The following is a 15,388-nucleotide window of genomic DNA, read 5'->3' as shown; positions in this document are numbered from 1 at the left end:
CCCGCTACACGGTGCGGGCGCGGAGCGCCGGGCGGGCCGCGAGACCCGCGAGGGCACCCAGCGCCACGCCCTGGAGACCGTCCCAGACGTCCTGCACGTCACAGGGCCGCCCGATCACGGGCACCGCGTACCGCACGGCGGCCACCGCGAACGGCAGGGCGGCCGCTCCGGCCAGCACCACCAGGGCCCGGCGGCGGCTGCCGGCCAGCGCGGCCGCCAGGCCGACAGCGGCATAGGCCGCCAGCTTGATCCCGAGGTGCGGCGCCGCCAGCACCTCGTGCAATCCGCGGTGACGGCCACCCTCCACCGCGCAGTGCCGCACCCCGCCCTCCGACAACTGGAACGCCTCCGGCAACAGCGTCGCCGTGAGCACCCCGCCGACCCCGAGCAGCAGCACGAACCCCACCGCCCAGTGCGCCCGCAGCACCCGCCCGACGGGCCGGTTCAGCAGAGCCGCCGGCACCAGCGAGAGCAGCAGCCCGGGCCAGAACATCGGCATCCCGCCGAGCACACCTGAAATCACGCTTCAACGGACGCCCCGAACGCCCGTGCGGTTCTGCGACCAGCGGATTCCGGGCAACGGGGAGGCTCAGTGCGGGATGTTCGCGATCAGCTCCTGCGCGCCCTGCCGCTTGAGGGCGAGGGCCACCGAGGTGCCGAGGTCCTCCGGGTCGAGGGCGCCGGCCCACTCGTGGGCGTCGAGGACGCGCTTGCCGTCCGGGGAGAAGACGCGGCCGCGCAGGGAGAGGCGGCCGTCCGCCTCGGCCTTCGCGTAGCCGGCGATGGGGCTGTTGCAGTGGCCCTGAAGGACGTGGAGGAACATCCGCTCGGCCGCCGCCTCGCGCCAGGTGTCGTGGTGGCCGAGGCCCGTGACGGCGTCGATGGTGGCGGTGTCGCCCTCGCGGCACTGGAGGACGAGGATGCCGGCGCCGATCGGCGGGCACATCGCGTCCACGCCGAGGACGTCGGTGATCCTGGCCTCCTCGCCGATGCGCTCGAGGCCGGAGACGGCGAGCAGCAGGGCGTCGGCCTCGCCCGCGGCGAGCTTGGCGAGGCGGCTGTTGGCGTTGCCGCGCATGGGCACGCAGGTCAGGTGCGGGTGGGAGGCGGCGAGTTGGGCGATGCGGCGGACGGAGGAGGTGCCGATCCGGGTGCCGGCGGGGAGCTGGTCGAGGGTGAGCCCCTCGGGGTGGATCAGGGCGTCGCGGATGTCGTCGCGGCGCAGGTAGGCGGAGAAGACGGTGCCGGCGGGCAGGGGGCGGTCGGCGGGCACGTCCTTGAGGCAGTGCACGGCGACGTCGGCCTCCCCGGCGAGCAGCGCGGCGTCCACCTCCTTGGTGAACGCGCCCTTGCCGCCGAGCCGGGCGAGATCACCCATCCAGCGGTCGCCCGAGGTGGTGACGGGGACGACCTGGGTACGCAGTCCCGGGTGCAGGTCGGCGAGTTCGGCGCGGACCCGCTCGACCTGGGCGAGCGCCATGGGCGAGGAGCGGGAGACGATCCGGATCAGCTCAGCGGTGGCCATGGGGTGATGATAGGCGTCCCTACATCAAGCGCTGATCGAGCGTCAGCCGTACGGAAGCAGGGCGAAAGCCGGACGGTTCCCCGCCCGGCCTCCGCCGCCCCTGCCCCGGTCCCGGTCCCGGTCCCGGAGGCTCACTCGTTGTGCAGCACCTCCGCGATGGGCAGCCGCGCCGCCGAGCGGGCCGGGACGAGGGCGCCGAGGACGGCGATCACCACGCCCGCGCAGGCGAGGCCCGTAAGCAGGGGCGCGCCCCAGACGTCGATCATCGACTCGGGGAAGTTCATGATCCGGATGTTCTGGCACATGAGCCGGTGCGCCAGGATGCCGAGCGGGATCCCGATGATTCCGCTGACGGCGCCGAGCCAGGCCACCGAGGTGACGGTCATCGCGACGACCTGGCGGGGCGTCATCCCGATCGACTTCAGCATGCCGAGGTCGCGGCGGCGTTCGCGGATGCTGAGCAGCACGGTGTTGAAGACGCCGAGCGAGGCGACCACCGACAGCAGGATCGTGAAGACGGTGCTGAAGCTGATGATCGCGGTGACGGGCGCGGCCATGGTCACCGTGGACACCTCGGCGACGAGGCTCGGGTCGGCCTCGGTGACGGCCTTGGTGTAAGCCGCCGGGTCGGTACCCTCCGCGAGCCTGACCCAGTACTCGACGACGTGCCGGTCCTCGGTGAACAGGGCCCTGGTGGCGTCGTTGGTGGAGATCGCCCGGGCGTTGCCCTGGAGTTCCCCCCCGACGATGGTGACGCTCTGCTGCCGGCCCTCCACCTCGACGGTGATCCGGTCGCCGAGCTTGAGTCCGTGCTGGTCGAGGAAGGCGGGCCCCGCCTGGACCTCGCCGGGCCCGGTGGCGGCGCGGCCCTCGACGACGTGGAGCTTGACCTTCGCCTCGTCACCGCCGTAGATGTCCAGGAAGACGGGCTGGTTGAAGCCGACGACGCTCGCCTCGGTGAGCCCCCGGGAGGTGACCTTCTCCGCGCCGGGGGCGGTGCGCAGCGCGGCCTCGGTCTGCTCCGGGGTCAGTTTCGACACGACGTTCTTGTTGACGAAGTGGCCGGTCTGGACGTGGACGTACGTGCGGCCCGCGCTGTCGGTGTCCGGGCCGCCCATGGCCCGGGCCAGAGTGGCGCTGAGCCCGGTGGTCACGGTGACGGTGACGACGCCGAGGACGATCGCCGACATGGTGAGCGCGCTGCGCGCCGGGCGGGCGAAGGGCTGGCCCAGGCCGAGGCTGACGGCGCGCGGCAGCCGGGTGCCGCTGAGCCAGCGCTGGACCTTGAGCCCGCGCCCGGCCCGGGGCGCGCTGCCGGCGGAGATCGCCTCGGTGGCGGAGAGCCGGTGGGCGCGGGAGGCGGGGACGAAGGCGGCGAGGGCGACGAGCAGCGGTACGCCGAGCAGGGTGGCCACGGGCAGCCAGCCGGCGGGCTCGACGACGGCGGTGCCGGTCATGATGCCGGTGAAGGCCATCTTGACGATCGGCCCGGCGAGCGCCCAGCCGGCCGCCGTGCCGAGGATCGTGCCGGCGACGGCGGGTACGGAGACCATGGTCAGGTAGACGGTGACGACCTGGCGCGGGGTGAAGCCGATGGACTTGAGCACCCCGATGTGCCGGTAGCCGGAGACGACCGCGCCGCTGACCACGTTGCCGACGATCAGGACGGCGACGACCAGACCGAGCACGCCGAAGACGGTCATCACCGGCAGGTAGGCGTCGGCGCCGGCGGAGAACGCCTGCTTGAGCGTGAGGTAGGACTGCCCGCTGACGAGCGCGCCCTCGGGCAGGCCCTCGGTGGCGGCGGCGAGGGAGGCGGTGACCTGCCGTTCGCCGTCGGCGTCCGTGAAGCGGTAGAGCATCTGCAGGCCCGTGGGGTGCAGGGCCTCGGCCTGTTCGGGGGTGACCCAGCCGCCGGCGGAGGCGCTCATGCTGCTGGCGAAGCCGACGACGGTCAGTCCGGGCATGCCGGGGAGCGGTTTGCCGAGTTTGTCGTCCGGATAGCCGCTGAACGGCTGCTGGATGACCACCTCGCCGGGGGCGGTGGCCCAGCGGCCGGTGAGCAGTTCGGGCCGGTCCACGGCGCCGGAGGCCGGGGCGTTGCGGCCGACCAGGGTGAGCGGGCCGGGCGGGCGGCCGAACCAGTCCACGGGCATGCGGACGACGACCTGCTCGAACGGGCCCTCCGCCGCCGCGACGCCGGGCCGGTGCGCGGTCGCGGCGAGCTTGTCCGCCGGGGCCTTGGCCGGGTCGAAGGCGGCGACGACGTGCGCTCCGCGCTGGTCGTCGAAGGCCGCGTCGAAGGGGGCCCGGGCGGCGCTGATCACCGCGAGGGCGAGGACGACGGTGGTGGTGGAGCAGAGCACCACCAGCCCGATGACGAAGGTCTGGAGCCTGCGCCGCTTCACCGCCGCGCGCGAGGCCCGCCACACAGCACCGGTCATGACTGCGCCTCCAGGGCCCGCTCGCGGGCGACCTTGCCGTCCTCGACCTCGACCAGGCGGCTGGCGCAGCGGGTGGCCAGGTTGGGGTCGTGGGTGACGATCAGCAGGGTCTGCCCCATCTGGTTGAGGTCGATGAGCAGGTCCATCACCTGCTCGCCGGAGCGGCTGTCGAGCGCCCCGGTGGGTTCGTCGGCGAGCAGCAGGGCCGGGCGGTTCATCAGGGCCCGGGCGACGGCGACGCGCTGGCGTTCGCCGCCGCTGAGGGTGGCGGGGTAGACGTCCTTGCGGTGGGCGACGCCGAGTTCGTCGAGGAGTTCGAGGGCGCGGCGGCGGGCCTGGCGGGCGCTGGTGCCGGTGAGCTGCGCGGCCAGGGCGACGTTGTCGAGAGCCGGCAGGTCGTCGATCAGGTTGAAGAACTGGAAGATCATCCCGATGTTGCGGCGGCGGAACAGTGCGAGGCCCGTCTCGTTGAGGCCGCCGAGGTCCTGGCCCTGCACCCGGACGGTGCCGGCGGTGGGCCGGTCGAGGCCGGCCACCATGTTCAGCAGGGTGGACTTGCCGCAGCCGGAGGGGCCCATCACGGCGACCGCCTCTCCGGCGCGGATCCGCAGATCGACGCCGGCGAGTGCCTTGGCGTCGCCGAACTCCTTGTGGACGCCGGACAGCTCGACGACGACCTGCGCGTCGTCGGCCCGAATGGTCCCGTCGTGGTTGTTGCTCATGGTGAGGACGGTAGGCGGGGCGGCTGCGGCCGGGCGTCCCACCCTGGATGTAACCCCGGCGGGCCGTAGTACCGGGGATGTATCCGGGCGGCACCCCCGGATGATGTGGATCATGGCCTGACCTGCGAAGCTGTCCCACGTGTCGGGAACGGGGATGAGCTGGGCGGCCTTGACGGCCGCCGGGGTGGCGGGCGCGGTGGCGCTCTGGCTGGCGGTGGCACTGGTCCGCATGCGGCGGCGCCACCGGGCGGCGGCGGGTGAGCGCGGCTGGCTGCTGGAACGGGAGCGGGAGAGCGCAGCCCGTACCGCCGTGGACGCCGAACGGGCGCGGATCGCGGCCGAGTTGCACGACATCGTCAGCCACAACGTGAGCCTGATGGTGGTCCAGGCCGGGGCGGCGCGCGAGGTGCTGGCCACCATGCCCGAGGAGGCGGCGGCGGCGATGACCGCCGTCGAGGAGGCGGGCCGCACCACCATGACGGAGCTGCGCCACCTGCTCGGCCTGCTCGCCCCGGCGGCGGACGGCACGGAGGAGGCGGAGTCGGACGACTTCGCCCCGCAGCCGAGCCTGAGCCGGCTGAGCCCGCTGATCGACCGCTTCGCCTTCGCCGGACTGCCGGTGGAGGTGCGGATCTCGGGCGAGCCGCGGCCGCTGCCGGGCGGGGTGGACGTGACGGCGTACCGGATCGTCCAGGAGGCGCTGACCAACGCGCTCAAGCACGGGGACGGGGTGACGGCCCAGGTGACGGTGCGCTACGCGGAGCACTACCTGCGGGTGGAGGTGCTGAACAGCGGACCGAGCGTCCTGGCCGGCGACCCCGCCAGGGCGCCCAAGCCCCGGGCGGACGGCGCCGGGCGCGGGCTGATCGGCCTGCGCGAGCGCGTCGCCGTGTACGGAGGGGACCTGGACGCCCGGCGCCGGCTCGGCGGCGGCTACCGGGTGAGGGCACGCATCCCCCTGGAGGGGCCGTGACGGAGGACAGTGCGATGAACGAGCGTGCGATGAACGAGCGCGCGGTGGATGACGCCGAGCAGCCGCGCCGCCCCCGGGTGGTGATCGCCGACGACCAGGAGCTGGTCCGCACCGGTTTCCGGATGATCCTCACGGCGCGCGGCATCGACGTGGTCGCCGAGGCGGGCGACGGCGCCGAGGCGGTGGCCGCGGCCGTGGCCCACCGGCCGGACGTCGCCCTGCTGGACATCCGGATGCCCGTCATGGACGGGCTGGAGGCGGCCCGCCGCATCCTGGCCCGGGTGCCCGGCTGCCGGGTGATCATGCTGACCACCTTCGACCTCGACCAGTACGTCTACGCGGCGCTGTCCGCCGGGGCGAGCGCCTTCCTGCTCAAGGACGTCACCTCGGCGCACCTGGCCGCCGCCGTCCGCCTGGTCGACACGGGCGACGCGCTGCTCGCCCCCTCGATCACCCGGCGCCTGGTCGAGCGCTTCGCGGCGGGCGCCCCCGACCCGGCGGCCGAGGGCGCGGCGCCCCGCCTGCACCGCGACCTCGCGCCGCTCACCCCGCGCGAGGCGGAGGTACTGGCCCTGCTCGGGCGGGGCCTGTCCAACACCGAGCTGGCGGCCGAGCTGACCCTCAGCGAGTCGACGGTGAAGACCCATGTCGCCCGGATCTTCGCCAAGTTGAACCTGCGCGACCGGGCGCAGGCGGTGGTCCTGGCGTACGAGACGGGGCTGGTGTCGCCCGGCGCGTTCGATTGACGAATCGTCAACTTCGGTCTACATGACGCCGATTCGGCCGACAATCATCCATCTCACTCGTTGGGGGGAATGGTCCCACGGATTCACATTTCCGTCGGCTCCTGGGGGAACATCGGCATGTCCGTGCCCACACGACGAAGACCATTGGACTGGCCCGTGACCACCACCGCCCCCGTGTGGGACTGCCCCTTCCACCACACCGACGGCCTGGAGTTCGACCCCCTCCTCAAGCGGCTGCTCACCGAGGCCCCGGTCGCCAGGATCCGCCTGCCCCACGGCGAGGGCGAAGCCTGGCTCGCCACCCGCTACGAGGACGTCAGACTCGTCACCACCGACCGCCGGTTCAGCCGCGCCGCCGGCATCGGGCGCGACCTGCCGCGCATGACGCCCGCCGCCATCGCCCAGGCCGAGTCCATCAACCTGATGGACCCGCCCGCCCACAACCGGCTGCGCCGCCTCGTCGCCCAGGGCTTCACCAACCGCCAGGTCGAGCGGATGCGCCCCCGCACCCAGGCCGTCGTCGACGGCTACCTCGACGAGATGGAGGAGCACGGCGCCCCCGCCGACCTCAACCGCTTCCTCTCCTCCCGCCTGCCCCTGCACACCATCTGCGAGCTGCTGGAGATCCCCGAGGAGGACCGCGACCGGCTGCGCGCCTGGGCCGTCGCCATGATGCGGATGGGCCCGGGCAGCCGCGAGGGCCAGGAGCAGGCCAAGGCGGGCCTGCGCGCCTACTTCACGGAGCTCACCGCCGCCCGCCGCGCCGCCCCCGGCGAGGACCTGATCAGCGCCCTGGCCGGCGCCCGCGACGGCGGGGAACTGCTGGACGACGACGAACTGGCCGTCATGGCCATGGTCCTGCTGGTCACCGGCCACGACACCAGCACCTACCAGCTCGGCAACATCACCTACACCCTGCTCACCCACCCCGAGCAGCTCGCCAAGCTGCGCACCCGGCCCGAGACGCTGCCGCGGGCCCTGGAGGAACTGCTGCGCTTCATCCCCTTCCGGCAGGGCGTCGGCATCGCCCGGGTCGCCCTGGAGGACGTGGAGCTCGGCGGGGTGCGCATCCGCGCCGGCGAGGCCGTCCACGTCTCCTACCTCACCGCCAACCGGGACCCGTCCGTCTACGAGAACCCCGACGAACTGGACCTCGAACGCACCGAGGGGCCCGTCAACATGACCTTCGGCCACGGCCAGCACCGCTGCCCCGGCTCGCACCTGGCCCTGATGGAGCTCCAGGTCGCCATCGGCACCCTGCTGCGGCGCTTCCCCCGGCTGCGCCTGGCCGTCCCGCCGTCCGAGCTCGACTGGGAGTCCGGCTCGATCTGGCGCTTCCCGCAGACCCTGCCCCTCGCCTGGTAACCCCTCCCCCGCCACGCCGCCCGACCCTGGGGAGACCCACACCATGGCCACACTGTGCCGCCCGGCCGTCGCCGTACCCGAGCACGTCATCACCCTCGACGAGACCCTCGACCTGGCCCGCACCCTGCACGCCGGACACCCCCGGCTCGGCCTCGCCCTGCGGCTGATCGAGAACACCGGGGTGCGGACCCGCCACCTCGTCCAGCCGATCGGCAGGACCCTCACCCACCCGGGCTTCCAGGCCCGCAACGAGGTGTACGAGCGGGAGGCCAAGCGCCGCGTCCCCGAGGTCGTCGAACGCGCCCTCGGACACGCCGAGTTGACCGCCCGGGACATCGACCTGATCGTCTACGTCTCCTGCACCGGCTTCATGATGCCCTCCATGACGGCCTGGCTGATCAACACCATGGGCTTTCGCCCCGACACCCGCCAGGTGCCGATCGCCCAGCTCGGCTGCGCGGCCGGGGGCGCCGCCGTCGGCCGGGCGCACGACTTCTGCCGCGCCTACCCGGGCGCCAACGTCCTCATCGTGGCCTGCGAGTTCTGCTCCCTCTGCTACCAGCCCACCGACCTCGACGTCGGCTCGCTGCTCTCCAACGGCCTCTTCGGGGACGCCGTCGCGGCCGTCGTCGTGCGCGGACAGGGCGGCCACGGCGTCCGGATCGAGCGCAACGGCTCGCACCTCGTCCCCGGCACCGAGACCTGGATCTCGTACGGGGTCAAGGAGACCGGCTTCCACTTCCAGCTGGACAAGCGGGTGCCCGGCACCATGGAGATGCTCGCCCCCGCGCTGCGCGGCCTCGCCGACGAACACGGCTGGGACGTCTCCGGGCTGGGCTTCTACATCGTCCACGCGGGCGGGCCGCGCATCCTCGACGACCTGTGCCGCTTCCTCGGCCTCGAACCCGCCGCCTTCCGCCACAGCCGGGCCACCCTCACCGAGCGCGGCAACATCGCCAGCGCCGTCGTCTTCGACGCCCTCGCCCGCCTCTTCGCGGAGGGCGGCGTCGCGGACGGCACCCCCGGGCTCCTCGCCGGCTTCGGACCGGGCATCACCGCCGAGATCGCGCTCGGCAGTTGGACGGGCGTACCCGCCGAGCCGCAGCGCCGCCCGCGCATCGTCTCCGCCTCCGAGGTGACCATCGTCCATCCCAGCGCCCCCCGCCGTTTCCCGGCCGGCACTACGATCACCGAATGACCGACACCACGCATCGGGCCGACCCCGAGACCTCCGACGGAACAGACGCCGCAACCGCCGAACTCGCCGCGCTCTTCCCGGCGTTGCACGCGCCGCAGTACTGGGCCTGGGGGCGCTACGACGCGCTCTTCTCGACGGTGCTGCCGCCGGATGAACTGGTCACCAACATCCACGTGGTCGGCTTCCAGGACGGCGGCGTGGTGCTGTGCCGGGACGACCGCGACCACTGGTTCCTGCCCGGCGGCACCCGGGAGAAGGACGAGAGCGTGCTCTCCTGCCTGACGCGCGAGCTGCGCGAGGAGGCGGGCGCCCGGCTGACCGGCGAGCCCGCGTGGCTGGGCGCGCACCGCTGCCGCACCGAGGACCTCGTGCCCTACCGGCCGTGGCAGCCGCACCCCGAGAAGGCGTGGCTCTGGGGCTGGGCGGACGTCACGGTGGACTCCACGCCGACCAACCCGGCGGACGGCGAGCAGGTCGTCGAGGTCCGGACGGTGTCGGCGAAGGAGGCGCAGCGGCTCCTGCTGACCAGTCACGAGGAGTGGTGGGCCGAGCTGATCGGCCTCGCGGTGGAGCTGCGCCGGAGAGCCGGGCGGGACTGACCGGCTCTTACCGCAGCTCTTACCGACCGGCTCTTACCGACCGGCTATTCCGGCGAGGGCCCGGAATCACCCGGACGGCCGATCAGCGCGGGGCGGTGCCCGTTTTGGGGTGATATCTCTCGGCTATGGGCACCTATCACCTCGCTGCGGACTACCCGCTGCTGAACATCTTCTGGACGATGCTGGAGCTGTTCCTCTGGATCCTCTGGATCTTCCTGCTGTTCAAGATCATCACGGACGTCTTCCGCAGCCACGACCTGAGCGGCTGGGGCAAGGCCGGCTGGCTCATCCTGGTGATCCTCCTGCCACTCATCGGCGTGCTCGCGTACCTGATCGCCCGCGGTGACTCGATGCACAAGCGGGATCTGACGCAGGCCCAGCAGACCGAGGCCGCCGTACGGGCGTACATCAGGGACGCGGCGACCTCGGACGGCGGACCGGAGGGCGGGGGCACCGGCGGTGGCGGCGCCTCGCGGAGTCATGTGGACGACCTGGCGGCGCTGGCCGACCTCAAGAGCAGGGGCCTCATCTCGGACGAGGAGTACCAGCGAGCCAAGGACAAACTGCTGGTCTGAGCACCCGGGGTACGGAACTACGCCAGTAGTGACACTACTGGCGTAGTTGCGTTTCCGGCGCACGGCGGGACTACATCGGTAGTGCCACTACCGATGTCGTGGCACTACCGATGTCGTCGGACCTTCGCTCAGCGCCGTCCGGAGCGGCGGTCGTTGCCGCCGCCACCACCGCCGCCACCGTTGCCGCCACCGTTGCCGCCGCTGGTCAGGCCGGCGCGGCGCAGGGCGTCCGCCATGGCGCTGTTCGCGGGGGCGCCGCCGCCCTGACCGCCACCGTTGCCGCCACCCTGGCCACCACCCTGACCACCGCGGCCTCCGCCGCCCTGGCCGCTGCGGCGCTCCTGGCGCGGCGGGCGGGCCTGGCGCTCGCCCCGGTCGCCCCGGTCAGCGCCCCGGTCACCACCACGGTCCCCGCCCCGGTCGCGGCCGACCTCGTCGTCCAGCCGCAGGGTGAGCCCGATCCGCTTGCGCGGCACGTCCACCGTCAGCACCCGGACCTTGACGATGTCGCCGGGCTTGACCACCTCGCGCGGGTCCTTGACGAAGTTCCTCGACAGCGCCGAGACGTGCACCAGCCCGTCCTGGTGGACGCCCACGTCCACGAAGGCCCCGAAGGCGGCGACGTTGGTGACCACGCCCTCCAGCACCATGCCGACCTCCAGGTCGCCGATCTTGTCGACGCCCTCCTTGAAGGTCGCGGTGCGGAAGGCCGGGCGCGGGTCGCGGCCGGGCTTGTCCAGCTCGCCGAGGATGTCGGTGACGGTCGGCACACCGAAGGTGGCGTCGGCGAAGTCGGCCGGGCGCAGGGCGCGCAGCCGCTCGCCGTTGCCGATCAGCTCGCGCAGCTCCCCGCCGGTGGAGGCGAGGATGCGGCGCACCACCGGGTACGCCTCGGGGTGGACGCTGGAGGCGTCCAGCGGGTCCTCGCCGCCGGGGATGCGCAGGAAGCCGGCGCACTGCTCGAACGCCTTGGGGCCGAGCCGGGCGACGTCCTTGAGCTGCTTGCGGGTGCGGAACGGGCCGTTGGCGTCGCGGTGGGCCACGATGTTGTCGGCGAGCGTGCCGGTGATGCCGGAGACCCGGGTGAGCAGCGGCGCGGAGGCGGTGTTGACGTCCACGCCGACGGCGTTGACGCAGTCCTCGACCACGGCGTCCAGCGAGCGGGAGAGCTTCACCTCGCTGAGGTCGTGCTGGTACTGGCCGACGCCGATCGACTTGGGGTCGATCTTGACGAGTTCGGCCAGCGGGTCCTGGAGGCGGCGGGCGATGGAGACCGCGCCGCGGATCGACACGTCCAGCTCGGGCAGCTCCTGGGAGGCGAACGCGGAGGCCGAGTAGACGGAGGCGCCGGCCTCGCTGACCATCGCCTTGGTGAGCTTGAGCTCGGGGTGGCGCTTGATCAGGTCCTCGGCGAGCTTGTCGGTCTCGCGGGAGGCGGTGCCGTTGCCGATCGCGACGAGGTCCACGTCGTGCTTCTTCGCCAGCGCGGCGAGGGTCGCGATCGAGGCGTCCCACTTGTTGGCGGGCTGGTGCGGGTAGATCGTCTCGTAGGCGACGACCTTGCCGGTGGCGTCGACCACGGCGACCTTGACGCCGGTGCGGAAGCCCGGGTCCAGGCCCATCGTGGAGCGGGTGCCGGCGGGGGCGGCGAGCAGCAGGTCGCGCAGGTTGGCGGCGAAGACGCGCACCGCCTCCTCCTCGGCCTCGGCGCGCAGCCGGGAGCGCAGGTCGATGCCCAGGCGCACGAGGATGCGGGTGCGCCAGGCCCAACGGACGGTGTCGCCGAGCCACTTGTCGGCCGGGCGGCCGTGGTCGGCGACGCCGAAGCGGGCGGCGATGCGCTGCTCGTAGTCGCTCTCGCCGGGCAGGTCGCCCGCGGACTCGCCGTCGAACGGGGAGAGTTCGAGGTCGAGGACCTCCTCCTTCTCGCCGCGCAGCATCGCCAGGATGCGGTGCGAGGGGAGCTTGGTGTACGGCTCGGCGAAGTCGAAGTAGTCGGCGAACTTGGCGCCGTCGCCCTCCTTGCCGTCGCGGACGGTGGCGACAAGGCGTCCGCGCGTCCACATCCGCTCGCGCAGGGTGCCGACGAGGTCGGCGTCCTCGCCGAAGCGCTCGACCAGGATGGCGCGGGCGCCCTCCAGGGCCGCGGGGCCGTCGGCCACCGACTCGTTGAGGAACTGAGCGGCGAGCGCGGCCGGGTCCTGGGTCGGGTCGGCGAGCAGGGTGTCCGCCAGCGGCTCGAGGCCGGCCTCGCGGGCGATCTGCGCCTTGGTGCGGCGCTTGGGCTTGTACGGGAGGTAGATGTCCTCCAGGCGGGCCTTGGAGTCGGCGGCGAGCACCTGGGCGCGCAGCGCGTCGTCCAGCTTGCCCTGGGACTCGATGGACTCCAGGACGGCCGCCCGGCGCTCCTCCAGCTCGCGCAGGTAGCGCAGCCGCTCCTCGAGGGAGCGCAGCTGGGTGTCGTCCAGCGAGCCGGTGACCTCCTTGCGGTAGCGGGCCACGAAGGGGACGGTGGCGCCGCCGTCGAGCAGGTCGACGGCCGCCTTCACCTGCCCTTCGCGGACGCCCAGTTCCTCGGCGATCTTCCGCTCGATCGCCTGCTGGGCCCGCGGGGCCCCCTGTTCGGCTGGCGTGGTCACGAAGCCGGTCACCTTCTCCTTCAGTGCTTTCGCCGTACGCCCTGCATTCTGGCAGGTGCCGGTGACGGCTCCCGGCCGCGCCCGGGGCGACCGGGCGTGGCGCGGGCCGTCGGTGGACCGTCGGCGGGCTCCTCCCGGACCCAAACCTCCTGGGGGAGGGCCGGGTTGGCGGCCGTTGTGCGCGAGCTGCGCACGAGTGTGCACAGTTCGGGAAATCCGGCGGAACGGCCGCGGGCGCCGCCGTACACTGCCGGGCATGTGCGCTGCCGCCCGGATGCACTCCGCCGAACCGGCCCTCGACGCGGCACTGGTGCGGCGGTTGCTCTCCGCCCAGTTCCCCCAGTGGTCGGGCCTGCCGGTGACGCCCGTGACACCGGCGCCGCCCGCGCCCCGGGCGGGCGCCTCGGGTGCCTCCCGCGCCTCCGACGTCTCGGGCGTCCCGGCCCCGGTGAGCGGGGACAACGCGATGTTCCGGCTCGGGCCCGAACTCGCCGTCCGGCTGCCCCGGGTGGAGTGGGCGGCGGGGGACGTGCGCCGGGAACAGCAGTGGCTGCACCGGCTGGCGCCGCGGCTGCCGGTGCCGATACCCGTGCCGCTGGCGGTCGGCAAGCCCGCCGCCGGGTACCCGTGGGAGTGGTCGGTGCTGCGCTGGCTGAGCGGGTCCACCCCGACGGCCGGTGCGGTGGCCGCGCCCGCCGGGCTCGCCCGCGACCTGGCGGCGTTCGTCACGGCACTGCGCTCGGCCAATCCGTCCGGCGGCCCGGCCGGGCACCGCAGCGTGCCGCTCGCCTCCCGCGACGGGGCGACCCGGGCGGCCATCGCGCAGTTGGGCGGGGCGATCGACGGGGCGGCGGCAACGGCCCTGTGGGACAAGGCGCTTCGGCTGCCGGAGTACGCCGGTCCGCCGGTGTGGATGCACGGGGACCTCACGCCGGGGAATCTGCTGGTCAACCGGGCCGGGAGGCTGGCCGCGGCCGTCGACTTCGCCCTGATGGGTGTCGGGGACCCGACCTCGGACCTGATGGTGGCCTGGAACCTGCTGCCCGCCTCCGTCCGCCCGGCGTTCCGGTCCGCGCTGGCCGTGGACGACGCCACCTGGGCGCGGGGCCGGGCCTGGGCCTTCTCCATCGCGGCGGTCACCGTCCCGTACTACCGGCACACCGACCCGGTTCGCACCGCCAACGCCCGTCACGTCCTGCGCGAGGTGCTCGCCGACCGCAGCGCGTGAGCCCCGTACGTGACCGGGTCAGAAACCTGCCCGGGTCAAGTCACACTGCTAGCCTGGGGCCATGAGCGGACTGCGGGAACTCAAGAAGGAACGGACGCGGCGGGCGATCTCCGAGGCCGCGATCGCGCTGTTCCTGGAGCGCGGGTTCGACCAGGTGTCGGTGGCGGACGTGGCGGCGGCGGCCGAGGTGTCGAAGCCGACGCTGTTCAGCTACTTCCCCACCAAGGAGGACCTGGTCGTCCACCGCTACGCCGACCACCAGGAGCAGACGGCCGACGTCGTCCGGAACCGGCCCACTGGCGAGCCGGTGCTCGACGCCCTGTACCGGGACTTCGTGGACGGCCTCGCCCGGCGCGACCCGATCACCGGGCTCAACGACCACCCCGCCGTCCTCGCCTTCGGCGAGCTGGCCCGCAGCACCCCGGCCCTGACGGCGCGGGGCGCCGAGTACCTGGCCCGCGCCGAGCGCTCCCTCGCCGGGGCCCTGCTGGACGCCGTCGACGTCCCCGGGCCGCGCGCCCTGACCGCGCCGCTGCTCGCCGCCCAGGTCACCGCCACCCTGCGCGTCCTGGCCGAGCACAACTGGCACCGCATCCGCGACGACGGGCAGAGCGCCGACGAGCTGCACTTCGAGGCGGTCACCAACGCGACCCACGCCTTCGACCTGCTGGCCCAGGGGTACGCGGGCCAGGGCTGAGCAGCCTGAACGGCTTGACCGGCCCGACCGGCTTGAGCGGCCTGACCGTCTACGCGGCCGGGCAGTCCTCCAGCAGCGCGGCGAACGCCTCCTCGGCGGCGTCGCCGGGGAGGATCCGCAGGGCCGGCCCGCGCTCGGGCCCGGTGATCACGTAGCGCCGGGCGTGCTGGGACAGGTCGTCCCAGTCCTCCCAGTCGTGGGCGCGCAGCAGGACCCGGCCGCAGCGGGTGCAGCCGATCCACGGCGCCAGGACCAGGCCGGCGAGCTCCGGCTCCGGCCGGCCGGTCAGCACCTCGGCCTCGTCGGCGTCCCCGTCGAGCAGCTGCACGGGGGTCGGCCCGCCGTCGCCCAGGCAGCGCACCAGGCCCGGGGTGACCGCCTGCCGCAGGCCCCAGGTCTCGGCCAGGACGGAGATCCGCGCGCGGTCCTCGCCGCCGAGCGGCACCTGCCCGGCGAGCAGACGCTCGACCAGCACGACGATCCCGGCCTCCTGCTCGCCGATCAGCCGGGCGTCCTTGAACTCCCGCGCGGCGGCCGGGTCCGGGAGGAGGTCTCCGATCCGGTTCCAGCGGGCGGTCTCGGCGGCGTCTGCGTCTACGTGCATGTCTCGGACTCTAACCGTTCGCACCGACGGCCTCCGGGGCCAGGGCGTGTCTGACAATTGGCGTCGGGTGAGC

14 protein-coding genes are annotated in these 15,388 nt (G+C 73.5%); 8 read left to right on the top strand and 6 right to left on the bottom strand.

Annotated features, from left to right (window positions below):
• Positions 1-4 precede the first annotated feature (4 nt).
• The 4 genes from ACIBCA_RS33440 to ACIBCA_RS33425 all read right to left on the bottom strand — a co-directional run bounded on the left by ACIBCA_RS33440 (position 5) and on the right by ACIBCA_RS33425 (position 4,691).
• Entirely contained in the window at positions 5-499 is a 495-nt protein-coding gene (locus ACIBCA_RS33440; protein WP_396286841.1) for a hypothetical protein, read from the bottom strand.
• Between the two features lie 90 nt (positions 500-589).
• The gene (gene hemC / locus ACIBCA_RS33435) at positions 590-1,525 is read right to left on the bottom strand and encodes a hydroxymethylbilane synthase (protein ID WP_396286840.1); all 936 of its coding nucleotides are present in this window, start codon (positions 1,523-1,525) and stop codon (positions 590-592) included.
• A 131-nt stretch (positions 1,526-1,656) separates the two neighbouring features.
• Positions 1,657-3,969 (bottom strand): ABC transporter permease, encoded by a 2,313-nt coding sequence (locus tag ACIBCA_RS33430; protein WP_396286838.1) that lies wholly within the window; start codon positions 3,967-3,969, stop codon positions 1,657-1,659.
• Complete coding sequence (locus ACIBCA_RS33425; protein WP_396286837.1) at positions 3,966-4,691, bottom strand: ABC transporter ATP-binding protein; 726 nt, start codon at positions 4,689-4,691, stop codon at positions 3,966-3,968. Before ACIBCA_RS33425 ends, ACIBCA_RS33430 begins: the two co-directional genes overlap by 4 nt.
• A 154-nt stretch (positions 4,692-4,845) precedes the next feature.
• Here ACIBCA_RS33425 and ACIBCA_RS33420 point away from each other — a divergent pair, with 154 nt between their 5' ends.
• From ACIBCA_RS33420 to ACIBCA_RS33395, 6 genes are all read left to right on the top strand, one after another.
• A complete protein-coding gene (locus tag ACIBCA_RS33420) occupies positions 4,846-5,664 on the top strand; it encodes a sensor histidine kinase (RefSeq protein ID WP_396286836.1) in 819 nt (272 codons plus the stop codon).
• A 14-nt stretch (positions 5,665-5,678) separates the two neighbouring features.
• A complete protein-coding gene (locus ACIBCA_RS33415) occupies positions 5,679-6,410 on the top strand; it encodes a response regulator (RefSeq protein WP_396286835.1) in 732 nt (243 codons plus the stop codon).
• A gap of 156 nt (positions 6,411-6,566) precedes the next feature.
• Positions 6,567-7,775 (top strand): cytochrome P450, encoded by a 1,209-nt coding sequence (locus ACIBCA_RS33410; protein ID WP_396286834.1) that lies wholly within the window; start codon positions 6,567-6,569, stop codon positions 7,773-7,775.
• 43 nt (positions 7,776-7,818) lie between these two features.
• Positions 7,819-8,973 (top strand): type III polyketide synthase, encoded by a 1,155-nt coding sequence (locus ACIBCA_RS33405; protein WP_396286833.1) that lies wholly within the window; start codon positions 7,819-7,821, stop codon positions 8,971-8,973.
• A complete protein-coding gene (locus ACIBCA_RS33400; RefSeq protein WP_396286832.1) occupies positions 8,970-9,572 on the top strand; it encodes an NUDIX domain-containing protein in 603 nt (200 codons plus the stop codon). Before ACIBCA_RS33405 ends, ACIBCA_RS33400 begins: the two co-directional genes overlap by 4 nt.
• A gap of 125 nt (positions 9,573-9,697) precedes the next feature.
• On the top strand, positions 9,698-10,147 hold the full coding sequence (locus ACIBCA_RS33395; RefSeq protein ID WP_396286831.1) for an SHOCT domain-containing protein: 450 nt from the start codon (positions 9,698-9,700) through the stop codon (positions 10,145-10,147).
• 128 nt (positions 10,148-10,275) lie between these two features.
• Here the strand turns inward: ACIBCA_RS33395 and ACIBCA_RS33390 are convergent, their stop codons facing one another.
• Positions 10,276-12,786 (bottom strand): Tex family protein, encoded by a 2,511-nt coding sequence (locus tag ACIBCA_RS33390; protein ID WP_396286830.1) that lies wholly within the window; start codon positions 12,784-12,786, stop codon positions 10,276-10,278.
• A gap of 256 nt (positions 12,787-13,042) precedes the next feature.
• Between ACIBCA_RS33390 and ACIBCA_RS33385 the strand changes: the two genes are divergently transcribed.
• Positions 13,043-14,014, top strand: coding sequence for an aminoglycoside phosphotransferase family protein (locus ACIBCA_RS33385; RefSeq protein ID WP_396286829.1), 972 nt, complete (start codon positions 13,043-13,045; stop codon positions 14,012-14,014).
• A gap of 61 nt (positions 14,015-14,075) precedes the next feature.
• Positions 14,076-14,711 carry a TetR/AcrR family transcriptional regulator gene (locus tag ACIBCA_RS33380; protein ID WP_396286828.1) on the top strand — a complete coding sequence of 212 codons (636 nt, stop codon included), beginning with the start codon at positions 14,076-14,078 and terminating at the stop codon, positions 14,709-14,711.
• Positions 14,712-14,760: 49 nt separating this feature from the next.
• On the opposite strand, the gene ACIBCA_RS33375 is transcribed toward ACIBCA_RS33380, so the two are convergent.
• On the bottom strand, positions 14,761-15,315 hold the full coding sequence (locus tag ACIBCA_RS33375; RefSeq protein WP_396286827.1) for a hypothetical protein: 555 nt from the start codon (positions 15,313-15,315) through the stop codon (positions 14,761-14,763).
• Positions 15,316-15,388: the final 73 nt, after the last annotated feature.

Source organism: Kitasatospora sp. NPDC051170 (assembly GCF_044455705.1).
Classification (GTDB): domain Bacteria; phylum Actinomycetota; class Actinomycetes; order Streptomycetales; family Streptomycetaceae; genus Kitasatospora.
The sequence above is the reverse complement of the archived record's forward strand: the minus strand, read 5'-3'. Positions and strand labels throughout refer to the sequence as shown.

What these genes read in the sequence shown, in the direction of transcription:
- ACIBCA_RS33440 (WP_396286841.1), bottom strand. Translation starts at nt 499, where the DNA reads ATGCCGATGTTCTGGCCCGGGCTGCTGCTCTCGCTGGTGCCGGCGGCT.
- hemC (WP_396286840.1), bottom strand. Translation starts at nt 1,525, where the DNA reads ATGGCCACCGCTGAGCTGATCCGGATCGTCTCCCGCTCCTCGCCCATG.
- ACIBCA_RS33430 (WP_396286838.1), bottom strand. Translation starts at nt 3,969, where the DNA reads ATGACCGGTGCTGTGTGGCGGGCCTCGCGCGCGGCGGTGAAGCGGCGC.
- ACIBCA_RS33425 (WP_396286837.1), bottom strand. Translation starts at nt 4,691, where the DNA reads ATGAGCAACAACCACGACGGGACCATTCGGGCCGACGACGCGCAGGTC.
- ACIBCA_RS33420 (WP_396286836.1), top strand. Translation starts at nt 4,846, where the DNA reads ATGAGCTGGGCGGCCTTGACGGCCGCCGGGGTGGCGGGCGCGGTGGCG.
- ACIBCA_RS33415 (WP_396286835.1), top strand. Translation starts at nt 5,679, where the DNA reads ATGAACGAGCGTGCGATGAACGAGCGCGCGGTGGATGACGCCGAGCAG.
- ACIBCA_RS33405 (WP_396286833.1), top strand. Translation starts at nt 7,819, where the DNA reads ATGGCCACACTGTGCCGCCCGGCCGTCGCCGTACCCGAGCACGTCATC.
- ACIBCA_RS33400 (WP_396286832.1), top strand. Translation starts at nt 8,970, where the DNA reads ATGACCGACACCACGCATCGGGCCGACCCCGAGACCTCCGACGGAACA.
- ACIBCA_RS33395 (WP_396286831.1), top strand. Translation starts at nt 9,698, where the DNA reads ATGGGCACCTATCACCTCGCTGCGGACTACCCGCTGCTGAACATCTTC.
- ACIBCA_RS33385 (WP_396286829.1), top strand. Translation starts at nt 13,043, where the DNA reads ATGTGCGCTGCCGCCCGGATGCACTCCGCCGAACCGGCCCTCGACGCG.
- ACIBCA_RS33380 (WP_396286828.1), top strand. Translation starts at nt 14,076, where the DNA reads ATGAGCGGACTGCGGGAACTCAAGAAGGAACGGACGCGGCGGGCGATC.
- ACIBCA_RS33375 (WP_396286827.1), bottom strand. Translation starts at nt 15,315, where the DNA reads ATGCACGTAGACGCAGACGCCGCCGAGACCGCCCGCTGGAACCGGATC.